Consider the following 18,067-nt stretch of genomic DNA (forward strand, 5'->3'; position numbering starts at 1 on the left):
TTTAGAGATTTACTCTGTTGGCGTTTAAATTTAAGTCCGTAATGGCGACCGGTTTTCCAAGCAGGTAGCCCTGAACTTCATCACATTTATTTTTTTTAAGAAATGACAGCTGTTCGGCGGTCTCTACCCCTTCTGCGGTTACCGCCATGGAATAGGCTTTCCCCAAGTCGATAATTTTCTCCACGACTGACTGGTTCTGCGGCGAGTCCCCCAGGGTAAAAATAAAGCTCTTGTCGAGCTTAAGCCCGTCAAACTGAAACTTCCGCAGATAGCTCAGAGAGGCATAGCCGGTGCCGAAATCGTCAATCAGAATGCGGACGCCCATTTTCTTGAGAGACTTCATGGTCTGCAAGGTTTTTTCGGGGTCGGAAAGCGTAACATTTTCAGTCACTTCAATTTCCAGCCGGTTGGGTTCAAGCCCCGTTTCGTGAAGGATCTCTTTTATTCTTTCGGCTAGATCGCTTGCCTGGAATTCGATAGCAGAAATATTGACGGATACCGATAATCCCGGCAATTTATCTTTCGTCTCCGCACACGCTTTGCGTATGACCCAGTTGCTCAGGCTAATAATCAGCCCGGTTTCTTCTGCCAGCGGGATAAACTGATCGGGCATTATGGTCCCCCGAGCCGGGTGCTGCCAGCGCACCAGCGCTTCGACGGCCTCAATTTTAGAATACCGGAGGTTATAACGCGGCTGGTAAACCAGGTAGAGCTGTTCTTCGCGAATCGCGGTCTTGAGTTCTAATTCCAGTTTCCTGCGTTCAGTCAGCTTTTCCGACATATCCGGGCGATAATAGACCCATCGGTTTCTGCCGGATTGTTTAGCCTGATACAGTGCAATATCCGCGTAGCGTAGAAGATCGTTTGCGCTGCTGCTATCCCGGGGAGCAAGCGCAATGCCCATGCTTACGCCTATCGCCACATCATTGCCCTCAATGGCGAAAGGACGGTTAAGTTCTTGCACGATGCGACGACACACCTCCTCAATCTGCTCTTGCTGGCTGGTGTTACCGAGGAGCAGCATAAATTCATCCCCTCCCTGCCGTGCGACAAAATCACCTCGACGAACGCAATTTTTAAGACGTGAAGCGACCTCCCCAAGCAGGGCATCGCCGGTGGAGTGCCCGAAAATATCATTGACGGGTTTAAACTTGTCTAAATCAAGGCAAATCATGGCAAAGGGATAATGATTAAGGTCTTCTTTCGCTAACTTGCCAGCCAGAAATTCCTTAATGTGATACCGGTTCGGCAGACCGGTTAATTCATCATGGCGTGACAGGAACTCCACGCGTTTAGTTGCTTCAACTTCCTGAGAAACGTCGGTTGCCGCGCCTCGCAACACCACCGTTCCATCAGGCTGAGCAGAAAATTTTGCCAGAAGCGTGCAATATGAGGTGGATTGTTGCGCGTGAGTATAAGGACAGTTTTTAAATTCAAAGCGTTCGGTTAAGTCCCGCTGCCTGGCGCAGTCATGTGATAATCCGCTTGTCGACGGAAAGAGTTCATCCAACCTGCGGCCTATCCATTTGCTATTTTCATATCCCGTTATTGTAGAAAAACGACCCGAAAGCCACGTTATCCTTAACGATAAATCTGTTTCCCAGAACCAGTCGCTGGTTGTTTCACTGACGTCCCGAAATCGTTTTTCACTCATAATAAGATTCAACCGCGCCTGCTCGAGGAGAAACGTATTTTCGTCAAGCATTCTCGCCTTGTGCATAATATGGCGCATTAATATCACCGTCATCAATACCGTCAGAACGACTGAAAGAATGAGCAATGGCAAAAAATAAATTATTAACGCCTGGCCGGGATTTTCACCGTCCCAGATAATTTTCACATCCCCATTCTGGGTGCTTAAGGTAAATTCTGTCTGATTATTTATTTGAGAAGTGGCTGTAGCGGGAGAAGTACGAACGTTCTGGATACCGGCATCCTGCCCAATCGTGAGGAGTTTTTTAGCCGTTAACTTGTCTATAAACACCATTGTCGACGGTTTTCCGGGCATGGTTTGCACGCTCGTATCATCGCCCGTCGTTATCCATTCCGCAGAAACAATGGCCGGCACGGAATCGATAAGCGCTAGCACAGAAACCGGCACTCCCTTTTTTATACTCAACTCATGGAGTAAACGGTCTTTGGTTGATTTGTCTAACCAGCGCTCCAGCTCCTGAAGCTTCAGCTTCCCGTCAACGACGCTGTATCGCGTGCTCCCTTCCGGCGAGAGAACAAACACCCCTTCGTAGCCAAAGTTGTCATACAGGGATTTGCCCAGGTTCTGCTTATCCCATGCCCAGTGTACGTCATTGTTCAGATGAAGATGTTTGTAGGCATCTCCCCACTCGGCATTGTCTTTCAAATGACTTCGCATGCTTTCCTGGCGGGTATCGAGGGCTTTCCTTAACAAAAATTCATCGTGCGTGTCGCTGATTTCATTCACATTATCTTTTATTATTAACAGGGAAATTATTGCCGCAATAAAAATGCTTATCAACAACGTTACAATATAGGTAAAGGTTTTATTTATCAGGCCTTTAGAAGGCTCGGTGTCGGTGAAGCCCGGATTGTTCAGAGGTAGGGTCATCTTTCGCCTTCTTAACTGCTACTGCGTCGATTTTTATGCCACTTTCATTTATCGGCACAAAATAACAAAAATTTATAGCTAAAAATCTGAGGTTAAAGAATATTTGATTTCTCTAACCCAGATCAAATTATTAATCATTAACTCTTTTACTGCCTAAACTCGGTAAATTAAATATACTGTTCGAAGTAAGTTTTAATCTCACCTGTTTTATTTATAAAGAACGCATATTAAAACTATTTTTGCAGAAGACGTTACAAGCACGTTGGAGCCTATAAAAAAACCGGGCGTAAAGCCCGGTTCTTTTTTCTGACGAGACTGGATCTATTCGCTCAATCCGCGATTTTCCAGCATCGGTTCAATCTTCGGATCGTGCCCGCGCCAGCTGCGATACAGTTCAGCCAGATCCGTGCTGTTACCACGGGACAAAATCGCCTCGCGGAATTTCTGTCCATTTTCGCGAGTCAAACCACCCTGCTCGACAAACCACTGATAACCATCGTCCGCCAGCATTTGCGTCCACAGGTAGGCGTAATATCCCGCCGCGTAGCCGCCGCCGAAAATATGGGCAAAATAGCTGCTGCGATAGCGCGGCGGTACGGCGGGCAGATCCAGCCCCTCTTTTTTCAGTGCTGCCGTTTCAAACGCGTCCACGCTCAAAACGGCTTCGCTGATTCCGTGCCAGTTCATGTCCAGCAGCGCGGCAGCCAGCAACTCCGTCATGTCATAACCCTTGTTGAAATGGGTCGCGTTGAGCATGCTTTCACGCAGCGCGTCCGGCATCGGCTCACCGGTTTCGTAATGGCGGGCGTAGTGGGTAAACACCTGCGGATGGCTGGCCCAGTGTTCGTTGATCTGCGACGGGAATTCAACGAAATCGCGCGGCGTATTGGTGCCGGAAAGGGTGGCGAAACGCTGGCTGGCAAAGAGACCGTGCAGCGTATGACCAAACTCATGGAACAGGGTTATCACGTCATCCCAGGAGAGAAGCGCGACGCCACCGTTAGCCGGTTTTTGGTAGTTACAGACGTTGTAGATCACCGGACGGGCAGCAAGCTCGAAGGATTGCTCAACGAAATTCCCCATCCAGGCCCCGCCCTGCTTGGAATCGCGGGCAAAGAAGTCGCCGTAAAACAGCGCCATGCCCTCACCGGTGTGGTCGAAAATCTCCCATACGCGGACGTCCGGGTGATACACCGGAATATCGAAGCGCTCCACAAAGCGGATGCCAAACAGCTGGCTTGCGGCCCAGAAAACGCCATCGTGCAATACGGTATTGAGCGCAAAATAGGGTTTGATTTGCGATTCATCGAGGGCATATTTTGCCTGACGCACGCGCTCGGCATAAAAGGCCCAGTCCCAGGCCTGCACGGTGAAACCGCCCTGCTCGTCATCAATGACTTTCTGAATATCGGCCTGCTCGCGCTCTGCCCGGGCGCGGGCGGCGGGCACAATGCCGCGCATAAATTCCAGCGCGGCGTCCGGGGTTTTCGCCATCTGGTCGGCGATACTCCAGCTGGCGTAATCGTCAAAGCCCAGCAGGCGGGCCTGCCGGGCGCGCAGCGCCGTTAGGCGGAGGATCAGCTCGCGAGTGTCGTTTTCATCCCCTTTCTGGGTGCGCGTCCAGCCTGCTTTGAACAGGTTTTCGCGGGTCTGACGATTGCGCAGCGCGGAAAGCGCCGGCTGCTGGGTCGTGTTCAGAAGCGGGATCAGCCAGCGATCTTTTAGCCCTCGCTCCGCGGCAGCCTGCGCCGCGTCGGCGATCTCGCTGGCGCTGAGCCCATCAAGCTGGTGCGCGTAATCCACCACCAGCCCACCCGTCTTATCGGCAGCCAGCAGACGCTGGTTGAACTGGCTGGTCAGGGTCGCCGCCTCGGTATTCAGCGCCTTCAGCTCGGCTTTTTCCATTTCATTGAGACGCGCCCCGGCCAGAATAAACCGCTGATACGTCTCCTCGACCAGCCGACGGGATTCGGCGTCCAGCGCGGCACGGTCCTGCCAGACGCTCTCCACGCGGGCGAAAAGTGTGTCATTCAGCCAGATGTCGTTTGCCAGCGCGGCAAGCTCGGTGGAAAACTGCTCCTCAAGCTCCTGCAGGTACGCATTGGTGTGTGCGGAGGTCATGGCGAAGAACACGCTGCTGACGCGTGAGAGCATGGTGCCGCTTTTCTCCAGCGCCAGCACGGTGTTGGTGAAGTCCGGCGCAGCGGCTTGAGACACAATGGCGTCAATGTCCGCCCGCTTCTGGCGAAGCGCTTCATCGAAGGCCGGGCGATAGTGACCATCGTTGATTTCATCAAAATGGGGGGCCTGGTAAGGCAGCAGGCTGATGTCAAAAAAGGGATTCGTGGCCGTCATCTTTCACTCCTGAGTACGGGTATCCTCCCAGAGTAGGCCAGGCCGTCATCCCCTGCAACGCCGTCATACAAATGTTGCCTTAACGCACCCTCTTCGGCCGTGCTATGTTAGTACAACACAAAAAGCGTTGAGGAACAGTGAGATGATTATTTTAGTTACCGGGGCAACGGCAGGTTTTGGTGAAAGCATCACGCGTCGCTTCGTCGCCAACGGGCACAAGGTTATTGCCACGGGCCGTCGTCAGGAGCGTCTGCAGGAGCTGAAGGACGAATTAGGCGACAGCATCCTGACCGCGCAGCTGGACGTGCGTAACCGCGCGGCCATTGAAGAGATGATTGCCAACCTGCCCGCCGAGTGGCGCGCCATCGACGTGCTGGTCAACAATGCCGGTCTGGCGCTGGGCATGGAGCCCGCCCACAAAGCCAGCGTGGAAGACTGGGAAAACATGATCGACACCAATAACAAAGGGCTGGTCTATATGACCCGCGCGGTGCTGCCGGGCATGGTTGAGCGCAACCGCGGCCACATTATCAACATCGGCTCCACCGCCGGAAGCTGGCCTTATGCGGGCGGTAACGTCTACGGCGCGACGAAAGCGTTTGTACGCCAGTTCAGCCTTAACCTGCGTACCGATCTGCACGGCACCGCCATTCGCGTCACCGATATCGAGCCGGGCCTGGTGGGCGGCACCGAGTTTTCCAACGTGCGTTTCAAAGGCGATGACGCGAAAGCGGGCAAAACCTACGAAAATGCGAACGCGCTGACGCCGGAAGATGTGACCGAAACGGTCTGGTGGGTGGCGACGCTGCCAAAACACGTCAACATCAATACCGTAGAAATGATGCCAGTCAGCCAGAGTTTTGCCGGACTTAGCGTCCATCGTGGCTAAATCTGCCCTTCCCGGCCTGCGGGCCGGGTCTGTTTAGGGTTATAAAAGAATGGTAGTATGTTCAGGCTAACTCTCTGAGAAATGACAACTCATGGCCGCTGAATCGCAACTCAATCCCACCCAGCCCGTTAACCAGCAAATCTATCGCATTTTGCGACGTGATATTGTCCATTGCCTGATCCCACCGGGAACGCCGCTTTCTGAAAAAGAGGTCTCCGTGCGTTTTGACGTTTCCCGTCAGCCGGTGCGTGAAGCGTTTATTAAGCTTGCCGAGAACGGATTGATTCAGATCCGCCCGCAGCGCGGCAGCTACGTGAACAAAATTTCACTCTCTCAGGTACGCAACGGCTGTTTCGTTCGCCAGGCCATTGAGTGCGCGGTGGCGCGCCGTGCCGCAACGCTTATCAACGACAACCAGTGTTACCAGCTGGAGCAGAACCTGCACCAGCAGCGCATTGCGATTGACCGCAAGCAGCTCAATGATTTCTTCCAGCTTGATGATGAATTCCACCAGAAGCTGGCGCAGATTGCGGATTGTCAGCTGGCCTGGGATACCATCGAGAACATCAAGGCCACCATTGACCGCGTGCGCTACATGAGCCTCGATCACGTCTCCCCGCCGGAAATGCTGCTCCGACAGCATCATGATATTTTCAGCGCGCTGGAAAAACGCGACCCGGACGGCGTGGAAAAAGCGATGACGCTACATCTGCAGGAAATTAGCGAATCCGTGCAGCTTATTCGTCAGGAAAATAGCGAGTGGTTTAGCGAAGAGTAATATTCGCCGCCCCTTTCGGGTGCGGCGGCGTGATTAGCGAACGACTAACACCGGGATCGTGGCGTAGCGCAGAATAGATTCCGCATTTGAACCCAGCAGATGGGTGGAGATGCTCGGGTTTTTCGACCCGATGACAATCGCATCATATTCCCCCTCCTTGCTCAGCTTGATAATTTCATCGCGGACGTTGCCAAAACGCACCATGCTGTGAATATTCTCAGGAGCGATATCGAACAGTCTTTTTAACTCTTTCATTTTCTTACCGGATTCTGCGGTCATATACTCTTCAAACTTTTTTATATCGGCGTTGAACCCGCGCAGCAGAGACCGGCTGCTGGCAGGCAGAATATTGACCAGGGTGATCGACGCGCCCTCAGCTTTCGCCAGGTTTGCCGCGTGGCGAACCGCTTTGTCGCTCAAATCCATTTCAAACACGTCTACAGGCATCAAAATGTTCTTATACATAAGCCTGACTCCTTATTCCGATGAAAGGGTTATTTCCTGCACACAGGATGACATCAGGAATATAAACCAACCCTCAACGCTTCCCTGTCGAAACTATCAATTAATGAAAATAACGGTCCACTTTGTAAATTACCGTCCTGAACCGTCAGCGCCCGACGAAATAAAGAAAAAAGTGTGAGTTTGATCAAAAACAAAAACATGAAGCGCGGACTGGCGTATTTATATGCCCCGTGAACGGCAAAACCCGAAATAGCGCCGTAACGAACAGGTTAGAGAGGAGAATATACCATGATGACATACGACCGTAACCGCAATGCAATCACCACCGGCAGCCGCGTCATGATTAGCGGCACGGGTAAAACTGGCTTGATTAAAGCGATCCACAGCGACGGGCTGGATGCCGCGCAGGTACGCCGCAGCAAAACGGTTGAAGTGGAAGGATGCGAAGGTAAGTTCGAGCCGATTGAGCTGATTCGCCTGGGGATGCACTAAGCTGTGCGCAGACATGCCGCCGCGCACGGCGGCATGTGCTGAATTACCGTTGAGACGCGTAATGCGCGACGGTCGCTTTCGCGCCTTTTTGCAGCAGCGTCCGGTACGCGGTCATCACCGCAGCAACGAAGCGCGGCTCCAACGGTAACTCTTTACCAAAGATGGCCTCAATGCCGAGCAGCGCGTTAACCCGACTTTCCCCTTCCGCACTTCCCTTCACCGCCGCCTGAATCACCGCCAGTTGCGGATCGCTCACGTCGATGGCGTTACCCTGCTCATCCACGCCGCCGACATAGCGCATCCACCCTGCCACGCCCAGCGCCAGCAGCGGGAAAGGCGTCTGGTGCACCAGGTGCCAGCGCACGGAGTCCAGCATACGCTGCGGGAGCTTCTGGCTGCCGTCCATCGCGATTTGCCATGTCCTGTGGCGCAGGGCCGGGTTGCCGTAGCGGGCAATCAGGAGATCGGCATAGCGAGCTAAATCAACGCCCTTCACTTTCAGCGTGGGCGCCTGCTCGTTAAGCATCAGCGCGTGCGCGGCGAGGCGGTAGTTCTCATCTTCCATACAGTCGTTGATATGCTGGTATCCGGCCAGGTAGCCCAGGTACGCCAGGAACGAGTGGCTGCCGTTGAGCATGCGCAGCTTCATCTCTTCAAACGGGATCACGTCTGACACAAGCTCGGCTCCGGCTTTTTCCCACTCGGGACGTCCTGCCACAAAGTTGTCTTCGATTACCCACTGGCGGAACGGTTCACAGGCGACCGCCGCCGGGTCACGCACGCCGGTCAGCTGCTCAATTTTATCCAGCGTTTCGGAGGTGACCGCGGGCACGATGCGATCCACCATAGTTGACGGGAAGGTGACGTTAGCCTCGATCCAGTCCGCCAGCTCGCCGTCTACCGCCCGGGCGTAAGCGCAGGTCACATTGCGCATCACGTGGCCGTTCTCCGGCATGTTGTCACAGGACATCACGCTAAACGCCGGCAGGCCCGCCGCTTTGCGTCGCGCCAGCGCTTCCACCACCACGCCCGGCGCGGATTTCGGCTGGTGCGGGTTTTGCAGGTCGGCGACGATAAACGGGTGATCGAGCATCAGTTTCCCCGTCGCCGGTGAGTGGCAGTACCCTTTCTCGGTGATGGTCAGCGAGACAATCGCTACCTGCGGTTCGCACATCGCCGCCAGCACGCTCTCCAGCCCGTCGACCTGAGCATGCAGCGCTTTTTTGGCCACGCCAACCACGCGGGATGTCCATGCGTCGGCAGACATTTCCGCCACGGTGTAGAGGTTATTCTGCGCGTTCAAATCGGCGATCTGCTGCTCGCCGCCAATCAGGTTAACCTCACAGTAGCCCCAGTCGCTGCCGTGCTCAGCGGCGAGGATGTCGGCGTATACCGCCTGGTGCGCCCGGTGAAAGGCGCCAAAACCCAGATGAACAATGCGTGGTTGAAGGCTGTCGCGATCGTACTGAGGCAGCGTCGCGTTAGCCTGTAATAAGGTGTTTTCCATGATTAAGACTCGTTAATTAGAAAGCCGTGGATCGCTGCCACTTCTTCAGAAGCGACAGCACCCGCTGACTACACCAACTAGAATGGCAGTTGGGGTAAAAAATAACTGCCATCAACCATACTGATACTGCCGTTTGAGATTTTGATTTATATTAACTTTTGCTCATGTGGTCTGACATAAAGATAAAGTTATGTGACAGGTCACTTAAGTTATGAACCATCAACGTCGCGATGAGAGCGCGCCGTAACCCACGCTCTCTTCCGGCGCGGACTCCGCTGCGTCGTGCGCCGCGCTCAAATCACGGTCGCGCACTTCCGGCATCAGGACAGCCGAGACCAGCCCAATCGCGGAATAAGCCACCAGCATGGCGACAATCGGCCACCAGGAGCCGGTCATATTGCAGAAGATCCCCGCCAGTACCGGACCAAAGCCCACCGCCACCAGGCCGCCCGCCTCTTTGGAGATAGCCATGCGGGTAAAGCGATTTCGCGAGCCAAACATCTCCGCCATGGTGATATTTTCCAGCGCAAACAGCCCCAGCACGGCGAAGTTATGAATAACGATGATAGAGAGCATAATTGTCCCCGGCGCATAGCTCTTATCGACGATAATCGACAGCATCGGGTACGCGAGAAGAATGGCGGAGACATTGAGGATAATGTACGGCAGACGGCGCCCTACTTTATCGGAAAGCCAGCCCAGCAACGGAATGGAGATAAAACCGAGAATGGAGCTTACCATCAGCGCATCGGTCGGGATGGCTTTATCGAACAGCAGCGTCTGGACCAGATACCCCGCGAGAAACGTCTGGATCAGCCCCGAGTTGCCTGCCTGACCAAACCGCAGGCCGGTCGCCAGCCAGAAGGATTTACTTTTCACCATTGAACCGAGCGAGGTGTCCGGCTGCACGCTTTGTGCATCGTTCACTTTCTCAAACACCGGGCTCTCTTTCAGGTTCATTCGCAGCCAGATGGCGAAAATCATCACCACGACGCTGGCGAGGAACGGCACGCGCCAACCCCAGGCAATCAGCTCTTCACGGTCGAGGGCAAAGAACATCACCGCCCAGATCGCTGTGGCGCTCAGCGTCCCGCAGTTTGTGCCCATCGCCACCAGCGAAGAGATGATGCCGCGTTTCCCTTTTGGCGCGTACTCCGCCAGCATGGTCCCGGCCCCCGAGATCTCAGCCCCGGCGCCCAGGCCCTGAATGATGCGCAGCGTCACCAGCAGAACGGGAGCAAAAATCCCGATCTGCGCGTAGGTCGGCAGGACGCCAATCAGCGTGGTGCAGATCCCCATCATAGTGATGGTGATAAACAGCACCTTCTTACGACCGATGCTGTCGCCCATTCTTCCAAAGATAAAGGCGCCGACAATGCGTGCGATATAGCCTGCGCCGTAGGTTCCCATCGCGAGGATTAGCGCCATCGCGGCTGACTGTTCAGGGAAGAAGATCTCGTGAAAGACCAGGGCAGCCCCCAGCGAGTAAAGCTGAAAGTCCATAAACTCCAGGGCGGTGCCCAGCCAGCCGGAAACGGCGGCTTTCACCAGATCGGAGGTGGTTCTTTGAGGTTGTGCTTGCGTCATAATGGCTATCTCTGAAGGGTAAGATGCGTACCACATAGAGCCTGTCTGCGCAGGCTCTTAACCGCCTAAAGGATTATTGCCCGAACGTGAGCAAGACTTTGCAGCACTGCCGCTGGTCTTTCTCAAACAGTTCAATGGCGTCTGTTACATGGTGATAGTCAAAGGCATGAGTGATCAGTTTTTCCGGGTCGATCAGCCCTTTTTTCAGCCAGTCAATGACGACCGGGAATTTGTTGGCATTGAGGCGTGAGGAGAAGATCGCCAGCTCTTTGCCGGTGATGCCCTGCTGGACAATCTGGCTCGGCTCGCTGGAGAACCCCATCAGCACGATACGCGCCGCCGGAGAGGCCAGGGTAATCGCCTCCTGCAAAATCGCCGGATGACAGGCGGCATCAATGATTAACGTCGGTTTGATGCCCCGTTCGTCCAGCGCGGCCTGCAGCGACTGCTCGCCGTTATTCAACACCCAGTCCGCGCCGCTGCGCTGGGCCATTTTCAGGCGTTCGTCGATGCGGTCAACCACGATAACCTGCTTCACCTTATAGACGCCCTTCAGCGCCTGCACGGTGACCAGCCCCATCGGCCCTGCGCCGTAAACCAGCGCGACGTCCTGCCCGGTGGGGCAGGCCTGTCCCGTCACGTTGGCGGCGATGGTGAAGGGCTCAACCATGACGGCGTGTCTATCCGGAATGTCATCGGGGATAGGCCAGGCATTTTTAGCGGGTACCGCCGCGTATTCGCTGAAGCCCCCGTCGCGATGTACGCCCAGCACCACCAGCGAGGTGCAGACGTTCGGTTTTCCGACGGAACACGGATAGCAGTGTCCGCAGCTGATCACCGGATCGACCGAGATGCGCTGGCCCAGACGGGCACTGTCGACACCCTCGCCTACGGCGTCAATCACGCCAAAAAACTCGTGGCCGATCGTGCGTGGATACTTCGCAAACGGGTTATGTCCGCGATAGATGTGGCTATCCGAACCGCAGATCCCCGCCAGCGTGATTTTGACGCGAACTTCACCTGCACCTGGCGCCGGGAGTGGCCGCTCTTCAATCACCAGTTGGTTCGGCTGTTGAATCACTACGCTTTTCATCGTTCGCTCCTCGTTTACCAGTTCCACAGCGTGCCGTCTTCAAGACGGGCCACCGGCAGATAGGCCGGATCGTACGGATACTTCGCCGCCAGCTTTTCATCAAACTCGATGCCCAGACCCGGCCTGTCGCCCGGATGCATATAGCCGTTATCAAAGCGCCAGCTGTGCGGGAAGACTTCCAGCATCTGTTCGGAATAGCCCATATATTCCTGGACGCCAAAGTTTGGCACCCACAGGTCGAAATGCAGCGCGGCGGCGTGGCATACCGGCGAGAGATCCGACGGACCGTGCGAGCCGGTGCGCACCTGGTAGAGCGAGGCGAAGTCCGCGATGCGACGCATCCCGGTGATCCCGCCCGCGTGGGTAATGGTGGTGCGGATATAGTCGATGAGCTGCTCTTCGATGAGCTGCTTGCAGTCCCAGATGCTGTTAAACACTTCGCCCACGGCTATTGGCGTGACGGTGTGCTGGCGAATGAGGCGGAAGCAGGCCTGGTTTTCCGCAGGCGTTGGATCTTCAATCCAGAACATGCGGAATTCTTCAATGCTCTTGCCGAAGCGCGCCGCTTCGATGGGCGTCAGGCGGTGGTGCATGTCATGCAGGAGATGTTCATTGAAGCCAAATTTACTGCGCACCGCGTCGAACAGCTTCGGTGTGAAATCGAGGTATTTTTCGGTGGACCAGAGCTGCTCTTCCGGCCAGTCGCCTTTGGTCGCAGGCTCGTAGGCCAGCCCCTTCCCTTTGGCCATGCCGTAGGTGGTTTTCATGCCCGGCACCCCGCACTGGACGCGGATCGCCTTAAAGCCCATCTCTTTATGGCGGGCGTAATCTTCCAGCACGTCGTCAATGGTGTGACCAGTGGTGTGGCAATAGACCATCACCCCTTCGCGGGATGCGCCGCCCAACAGCTGGTAGAGCGGCATGTTGGCCGCTTTGGCTTTGATATCCCAGAGCGCCATGTCCACGGCGGAGATGGCCGACATGGTGACCGGGCCGCGACGCCAGTAGGCACCCTTATAGAAGAACTGCCAGATATCTTCGATACGGTGCGCATCGCGGCCAATCAGCTGCGGGCAGAGGTGGTCTTTCAGGTAGGAAGCCACGGAGAGTTCACGCCCGTTCAGCGTAGCGTCACCGAGGCCGACAATCCCCTCGTCGGTGGTGATTTTAAGGGTGACAAAGTTCCGCCCCGGGCAGGTAACAAACACGTCAGCCGCGACAATCTTCATAATTCCTTTCCTTACATCATTCGTTGTGATGCTGGAAATTTACCCATCAACCCTACTACCATACAAGTATAATGATCATAAAATCGGCTAACGATCACAAAACGGGGGATTAGGCCCGTCCCCACCCCGCCGCAATAATCAGCATGCCGCACAGGGCGATCAGCGCGACGCTTGCCGGGATGAGCAACAATACGGATCCCCCTTCTTCAGCCAGAGCCAGGGCAGGAAGCAGCCGATGATCTCGCATAGCGCGGTAGCAAAAAAAAGCAGCGTCGTTTTGAGCATATTTCACGTCAGGTGAGGATTTATTTAGAGATCATACCTGATGATACCCTTTACTTTTCCATACTTGCACCGCGGGTATGACGTCTTTTCGCTTTGGTGTAGAATCTGTTCGGGGTAACTTGATTATCTGCACCCGTTTAAAAGGAAACGCTATGACCACATTAAGCAAACGCCTTTGTCTGACAGCCCTGCTGGCGCTGTCATCGTTCGCCTTTGCCGCCTCTGCGACAGCGGAAACCAGCAAGCTCATTATTGAGTCTGGTGACAGCGCGCAAAGCCGCCAGAACGCCGCCATGGACAAAGAACAATGGAATGACACCCGCAGCCTTCGCCACAAGGTCAACAAACGTGCTGAGAAAGAGTGGGATAAAGAAGATGTCGCTTTTGACGCGCGCGATAAGTGTCAGCAAAGTGCAAACGTCAACGCCTACTGGGAGCCAAACACCCTGCGCTGCCTTGATCGCCGCACTGGCCGCACGGTAGCCCCGTAATGTCGGCGCCCTGCGACGTTAAGCTTCGTCCGCTGGAGCGTGAAGATCTGCGCTTCGTCCACCAGCTCGACAATAACGCCAGCGTAATGCGCTACTGGTTCGAGGAGCCGTACGAGGCTTTTGTTGAGCTGTCCGATCTCTACGATAAGCACATTCACGATCAGAGTGAACGTCGTTTTGTGGTGGAGTGTGAAGGCGAAAAAGCCGGTCTTGTGGAGCTGGTTGAAATCAACCACGTTCACCGTCGGGCGGAGTTTCAGATCATTATTTCCCCTGAGCATCAGGGAAAAGGCCTTGCCTCACGGGCAGCGAAGCTGGCAATGGATTACGGATTCAACGTTCTGAATCTCTACAAGCTTTATCTGATTGTGGATAAAGAGAACGAGAAAGCGATCCATATCTACCGCAAGCTGGGCTTTATGGTGGAAGGCGAGCTGATTCACGAGTTCTTTATCAACGGCGAATACCGCAATACCATTCGCATGTGCATTTTCCAGCATCAGCACCTGGCCGGTCATAAACCGTCAGGCGCCAGCCTGCTGAAACCGACCGCGCAGTAACCTGCGCGGTTTTATTTTCAGTAATATTCAATCGTGTTTTTGATGGTGTATTTGCGCTCAACGGCAGGTTTGACGCTGTCGTCCGTGATCGTCAGGTCGCAGCTCACCGGATTATTGTGCCTGTCGTAGTCGCAGCTCTGCTTCACGTTACCCAGCGGCTTGTCATTCAACATGCTCACTGCCGAGTAATCCATTCTTTTGCGAACGTCTTTAGACGGCGTCGACTGGACGGACAGATGCTGATCCCCGGAGACGGTGGTTTTGCCCAGCGGGTAGCCATCCGCATCGTAACGATACTTCACTTCCATCTCTTTGCCGTGCGCCGCTACCACAAAACCGTTGTCGTCGGTATCCCACGTTATCCCGGCTGACGGCAGTTCGGCCAGCTGGCATTTCCCCTGCAGCTTCACTTTTCGCTGCTGGGTTTCCGCATCAAGATAGTAATTGGCATCCAGCACCAGCGCCACGCCAGTGTTGGCCTCCAGGTCGTGCAGTTCCAGGGTATCGAAACACCCTTCCGCCGACACGGTGCCAGTCACCCGTTTGGACACTTCGCCCTTCTCGTTGAGCAGCGTCTGGGTGAAGTCTTTCACCGGGCCGCGCAGCGGATCAAAATCAAATTCGTTCGAGAAACTCGCCATCTCGGGCGTAAACGACAGCGGCGCGGAGCTGTTATCGCACCCCACCAGTGTTGCTGCCAGTAGCGTTATCGCTGCGTATTTCTTCACATTTATTACCGTACAGGGAGATTATTCCCAATCATATTAGCAAATACAGTTGTTTACACGAAGCCTGCTAAAATTAATCTCTACACAGAGAAAAGGAGCTACAGATGAAACGGTTACCCTGGATTACCGCCCTGCTGTTAATGAGTGCCTCAACGGCCGCGCTGGCGGCACCGGATTCCTGCGAGCGCGTGAAAAGCGACATTCAGCAGAAAATTATCAACAACGGCGTGCCTGAATCAGGTTTTACGCTGAGCATTGTGCCGAACGATCAGGCTGACCAGGCGGGCACGCAGGTGGTAGGCCACTGCGCCAACGACACCTTTAAAATTTTGTACACCCGCACAGGCAACGGGGCTGCTGAAGCGCAGTAATTTAGCCTCAATCCCCTTTGATTTGATGAGGATTAAGATCTAATACCCCCAAATCAGTAACACTCACCCCATCATTAGCCCGGTTATCATTTCGGGAAAAATAATACGTAATTATAATGATGGGGTGAGCCATGTCCGATACTGAACATCACGGCGGAATTAGCCGTCGAACTCTCGTGAAATCTACGGCAATAGGGTCTCTGGCGCTTGCCGCCGGCGGGATCTCGCTTCCTTTCGGCTTAAAGAGGGCCGCCGCGGCGGTGAAGAACGCCGTCCAGCCTGCTGAAGATAAAGTGGTATGGGGCGCCTGCTCGGTCAACTGCGGCAGCCGCTGCGCGCTGCGTCTGCACGTCCGTGACGACGAAGTGTACTGGGTCGAAACGGATAACACCGGCGAGGATATTTACGGTAACCATCAGGTGCGCGCCTGCCTGCGCGGGCGTTCTATTCGCCGTCGCATCAATCACCCCGATCGCCTTAACTACCCGATGAAACGCGTGGGCAAACGCGGTGAAGGCAAATTTGAGCGCATCACATGGGATGAAGCGCTGGACGCCATCACCGCCAGCCTGAAAGACGTGGTCAGCAAATACGGCAACGAAGCGGTGTATATTAACTACTCCTCCGGGATTGTCGGCGGCAATATCACCCGCTCCTCTCCTTACGCTTCGCTGGTGGCGCGCCTGATGAACTGCTACGGCGGTTTCCTGAGCCACTACGGCACCTACAGCACGGCGCAAATCGCCTGCGCGATGCCTTACACTTACGGCAGTAACGAAGGCAACAGCACATCTGATATCGAAAACACCAAACTGGTGGTGATGTTCGGCAATAACCCGGCGGAAACGCGCATGAGCGGCGGCGGGATTACCTATTATCTGGAGCAGGCTCGCGAGCGTTCCAACGCACGCATGATCGTTATCGACCCGCGCTATACCGATACGGCAGCCGGACGTGAAGATGAATGGATCCCGATCCGTCCGGGTACCGATGCCGCGCTGGTAGCGGGCATTGCCTGGGTGTTAATCGACGAAAACCTGGTCGACCAGCCGTTCCTCGACAAATACTGCGTTGGCTACGATGAAAAAACGCTGCCGGAAGGCGCGCCCGCTAACGGTCACTACAAAGCGTATATTCTCGGCCAGGGCGATGACCGCACGGCGAAAACGCCGGAGTGGGCCTCACGCATCACCGGCATTCCCGCGGATCGCATCATCAAGCTTGCCCGCGAAATCGGCTCCGCGAAGCCAGCCTACATCTGCCAGGGCTGGGGACCACAGCGCCAGGCGAACGGCGAGCTAACTTCCCGCGCCATCGCCATGCTGCCAATTCTTACCGGAAACGTCGGCATCAACGGCGGTAACAGCGGCGCGCGCGAGTCGACCTACACCATCACCATTGAACGTATGCCGATACCGGATAACCCGGTCAAAACGCAAATATCCTGCTTCAGCTGGACGGACGCCATCGCCCGCGGACCGGAGATGACCGCCCTGCGCGACGGCGTGCGTGGGAAAGATAAGCTGGACGTGCCGATTAAGTTCATCTGGAACTACGCGGGCAATACCATCATCAACCAGCACTCCGATATCAATAAAACCCACGATATCCTGCAGGATGAACGCAAGTGCGAAATGATTGTCGTCATCGACAACTTCATGACGTCGTCTGCGAAGTACGCCGATATTATTTTGCCGGACCTGATGACCGTCGAGCAGGAAGACATCATTCCGAACGATTATGCGGGCAACATGGGCTACCTGATTTTCCTCCAGCCCGTGACCGCGCCGAAGTTTGAGCGTAAGCCTATCTACTGGATCATGAGCGAAGTGGCGAAACGCCTCGGGACGGATATCCATCAGAAATTCACCGAAGGACGCACGCAGGAACAGTGGCTGCAGTACCTGTATGCCAAAATGCTCGAAAAAGACCCTCAACTGCCGTCCTATGACGAGCTGAAAAAAATGGGCATTTATAAGCGCAAGGATCCGAACGGACACTTTGTGGCCTATAAAAAATTCCGCGAGAGCCCGGAAGCCAATCCGCTGAAAACGCCATCGGGCAAGATTGAGATTTACTCCAGCAAGCTGGCGGAGATTGCGGCTACCTGGGAGCTGGCAAAAGATGAGACCATCAGCCCTCTGCCCGTCTATGCCTCGACCTTTGACGGCTGGGACGCCCCCGAGCGCGCGCAGTTCCCGCTGCAGCTGTTCGGTTTCCACTTCAAAGCCCGTACCCACTCGAGCTACGGTAACGTCGACGTGCTGAAAGCGGCCTGTCGCCAGGAGGTGTGGCTTAATCCTGTCGATGCTGAAAAACGCGGCATTAAGAACGGCGATACGGTGCGCGTATTTAACGATCGCGGCGAGGTGCGAATTGAAGCGAAGGTCACGCCACGCATCATGCCCGGCGTGAGCGCCATGGGCCAGGGAGCGTGGCATGATGCCAATATGAATGGCGATCGTATCGACCACGGCTCCTGCATCAACACGCTGACGACCCATCGACCTTCTCCGCTGGCAAAAGGCAACCCGCAGCACACCAATCTGGTGCAGATCGAGAAGGTGTAGAGGTGAAACACGAGACCCTGGTTTATTCTATGGTCACTATTATCGGTTAACACAGTCGCGCGGGCGTCATCCGCGCGAGCAAG

General features: G+C 55.0%; 15 protein-coding genes and 1 pseudogene. 7 read left to right on the plus strand and 9 right to left on the minus strand.

The window, feature by feature from the left end:
- Position 1 precedes the first annotated feature (1 nt).
- Together ACOTZB_RS02555 and dcp are read right to left on the minus strand one after the other, a co-directional pair.
- Positions 2-2,584, minus strand: coding sequence for a bifunctional diguanylate cyclase/phosphodiesterase (locus ACOTZB_RS02555; RefSeq protein ID WP_421626436.1), 2,583 nt, complete (start codon positions 2,582-2,584; stop codon positions 2-4).
- Positions 2,585-2,905: 321 nt separating this feature from the next.
- Entirely contained in the window at positions 2,906-4,939 is a 2,034-nt protein-coding gene (gene dcp, locus ACOTZB_RS02560; protein WP_421626437.1) for a peptidyl-dipeptidase Dcp, read from the minus strand.
- Positions 4,940-5,081: 142 nt separating this feature from the next.
- Between dcp and ydfG the strand changes: the two genes are divergently transcribed.
- Both ydfG and ACOTZB_RS02570 read left to right on the plus strand, forming a co-directional pair.
- Complete coding sequence (gene ydfG / locus ACOTZB_RS02565; RefSeq protein WP_023311558.1) at positions 5,082-5,828, plus strand: bifunctional NADP-dependent 3-hydroxy acid dehydrogenase/3-hydroxypropionate dehydrogenase YdfG; 747 nt, start codon at positions 5,082-5,084, stop codon at positions 5,826-5,828.
- A gap of 91 nt (positions 5,829-5,919) precedes the next feature.
- The gene (locus ACOTZB_RS02570; protein WP_023311557.1) at positions 5,920-6,606 is read left to right on the plus strand and encodes a GntR family transcriptional regulator; all 687 of its coding nucleotides are present in this window, start codon (positions 5,920-5,922) and stop codon (positions 6,604-6,606) included.
- A 33-nt stretch (positions 6,607-6,639) separates the two neighbouring features.
- Here the strand turns inward: ACOTZB_RS02570 and ACOTZB_RS02575 are convergent, their stop codons facing one another.
- Positions 6,640-7,071 (minus strand): universal stress protein, encoded by a 432-nt coding sequence (locus ACOTZB_RS02575; protein WP_193804439.1) that lies wholly within the window; start codon positions 7,069-7,071, stop codon positions 6,640-6,642.
- A 288-nt stretch (positions 7,072-7,359) separates the two neighbouring features.
- On the opposite strand from ACOTZB_RS02575, the gene ydfZ reads away from it, so the two are divergent.
- Positions 7,360-7,563, plus strand: coding sequence for a putative selenium delivery protein YdfZ (gene ydfZ, locus ACOTZB_RS02580; protein WP_032638179.1), 204 nt, complete (start codon positions 7,360-7,362; stop codon positions 7,561-7,563).
- Between the two features lie 43 nt (positions 7,564-7,606).
- On the opposite strand, the gene ACOTZB_RS02585 is transcribed toward ydfZ, so the two are convergent.
- From ACOTZB_RS02585 to ACOTZB_RS02605, 5 genes and pseudogenes are all read right to left on the minus strand, one after another.
- Positions 7,607-9,070 carry a mannitol dehydrogenase family protein gene (locus tag ACOTZB_RS02585; RefSeq protein ID WP_421626438.1) on the minus strand — a complete coding sequence of 488 codons (1,464 nt, stop codon included), beginning with the start codon at positions 9,068-9,070 and terminating at the stop codon, positions 7,607-7,609.
- Positions 9,071-9,289: 219 nt separating this feature from the next.
- The gene (locus tag ACOTZB_RS02590) at positions 9,290-10,657 is read right to left on the minus strand and encodes an MFS transporter (RefSeq protein WP_421626439.1); all 1,368 of its coding nucleotides are present in this window, start codon (positions 10,655-10,657) and stop codon (positions 9,290-9,292) included.
- Positions 10,658-10,730: 73 nt separating this feature from the next.
- Entirely contained in the window at positions 10,731-11,750 is a 1,020-nt protein-coding gene (locus ACOTZB_RS02595; protein ID WP_421626440.1) for a Zn-dependent oxidoreductase, read from the minus strand.
- 14 nt (positions 11,751-11,764) lie between these two features.
- Complete coding sequence (manD, locus tag ACOTZB_RS02600) at positions 11,765-12,979, minus strand: D-mannonate dehydratase ManD (RefSeq protein ID WP_193804444.1); 1,215 nt, start codon at positions 12,977-12,979, stop codon at positions 11,765-11,767.
- 109 nt (positions 12,980-13,088) lie between these two features.
- Positions 13,089-13,264 (minus strand): annotated as a pseudogene (locus ACOTZB_RS02605) (hypothetical protein).
- A 152-nt stretch (positions 13,265-13,416) separates the two neighbouring features.
- Here ACOTZB_RS02605 and ACOTZB_RS02610 point away from each other — a divergent pair.
- Complete coding sequence (locus ACOTZB_RS02610; protein ID WP_023311550.1) at positions 13,417-13,755, plus strand: DUF1283 family protein; 339 nt, start codon at positions 13,417-13,419, stop codon at positions 13,753-13,755.
- Positions 13,755-14,315: a spermidine N1-acetyltransferase gene (gene speG, locus ACOTZB_RS02615; RefSeq protein ID WP_023311549.1), complete on the plus strand. Its 561-nt coding sequence runs from the start codon at positions 13,755-13,757 to the stop codon at positions 14,313-14,315. The genes ACOTZB_RS02610 and speG overlap by 1 nt, the downstream gene beginning before the upstream one ends.
- 17 nt (positions 14,316-14,332) lie before the next feature.
- Here the strand turns inward: speG and ACOTZB_RS02620 are convergent, their stop codons facing one another.
- Entirely contained in the window at positions 14,333-15,043 is a 711-nt protein-coding gene (locus ACOTZB_RS02620; protein ID WP_047651352.1) for a YnfC family lipoprotein, read from the minus strand.
- A gap of 104 nt (positions 15,044-15,147) precedes the next feature.
- Here ACOTZB_RS02620 and ACOTZB_RS02625 point away from each other — a divergent pair, with 104 nt between their 5' ends.
- Both ACOTZB_RS02625 and ynfE read left to right on the plus strand, forming a co-directional pair.
- Complete coding sequence (locus tag ACOTZB_RS02625) at positions 15,148-15,414, plus strand: DUF1161 domain-containing protein (RefSeq protein ID WP_029739394.1); 267 nt, start codon at positions 15,148-15,150, stop codon at positions 15,412-15,414.
- A 131-nt stretch (positions 15,415-15,545) separates the two neighbouring features.
- Positions 15,546-17,984 carry a selenate/tellurate reductase subunit YnfE gene (gene ynfE / locus ACOTZB_RS02630; protein ID WP_421626441.1) on the plus strand — a complete coding sequence of 813 codons (2,439 nt, stop codon included), beginning with the start codon at positions 15,546-15,548 and terminating at the stop codon, positions 17,982-17,984.
- The last annotated feature ends 83 nt before the right edge of the window (positions 17,985-18,067 follow it).

This window comes from Enterobacter cloacae complex sp. SHL020, assembly GCF_049236945.1.
Lineage (GTDB): Bacteria > Pseudomonadota > Gammaproteobacteria > Enterobacterales > Enterobacteriaceae > Enterobacter > Enterobacter dykesii.

Excerpts from the sequence above, each read along its gene's own strand:
- ACOTZB_RS02555 (WP_421626436.1), bottom strand. The coding sequence starts at position 2,584 with ATGACCCTACCTCTGAACAATCCGGGCTTCACCGACACCGAGCCTTCT.
- ynfE (WP_421626441.1), top strand. The coding sequence starts at position 15,546 with ATGTCCGATACTGAACATCACGGCGGAATTAGCCGTCGAACTCTCGTG.
- speG (WP_023311549.1), top strand. The coding sequence starts at position 13,755 with ATGTCGGCGCCCTGCGACGTTAAGCTTCGTCCGCTGGAGCGTGAAGAT.
- ydfZ (WP_032638179.1), top strand. The coding sequence starts at position 7,360 with ATGATGACATACGACCGTAACCGCAATGCAATCACCACCGGCAGCCGC.
- ydfG (WP_023311558.1), top strand. The coding sequence starts at position 5,082 with ATGATTATTTTAGTTACCGGGGCAACGGCAGGTTTTGGTGAAAGCATC.
- ACOTZB_RS02610 (WP_023311550.1), top strand. The coding sequence starts at position 13,417 with ATGACCACATTAAGCAAACGCCTTTGTCTGACAGCCCTGCTGGCGCTG.
- ACOTZB_RS02570 (WP_023311557.1), top strand. The coding sequence starts at position 5,920 with ATGGCCGCTGAATCGCAACTCAATCCCACCCAGCCCGTTAACCAGCAA.
- dcp (WP_421626437.1), bottom strand. The coding sequence starts at position 4,939 with ATGACGGCCACGAATCCCTTTTTTGACATCAGCCTGCTGCCTTACCAG.
- ACOTZB_RS02590 (WP_421626439.1), bottom strand. The coding sequence starts at position 10,657 with ATGACGCAAGCACAACCTCAAAGAACCACCTCCGATCTGGTGAAAGCC.
- ACOTZB_RS02595 (WP_421626440.1), bottom strand. The coding sequence starts at position 11,750 with ATGAAAAGCGTAGTGATTCAACAGCCGAACCAACTGGTGATTGAAGAG.
- ACOTZB_RS02575 (WP_193804439.1), bottom strand. The coding sequence starts at position 7,071 with ATGTATAAGAACATTTTGATGCCTGTAGACGTGTTTGAAATGGATTTG.
- manD (WP_193804444.1), bottom strand. The coding sequence starts at position 12,979 with ATGAAGATTGTCGCGGCTGACGTGTTTGTTACCTGCCCGGGGCGGAAC.
- ACOTZB_RS02625 (WP_029739394.1), top strand. The coding sequence starts at position 15,148 with ATGAAACGGTTACCCTGGATTACCGCCCTGCTGTTAATGAGTGCCTCA.
- ACOTZB_RS02585 (WP_421626438.1), bottom strand. The coding sequence starts at position 9,070 with ATGGAAAACACCTTATTACAGGCTAACGCGACGCTGCCTCAGTACGAT.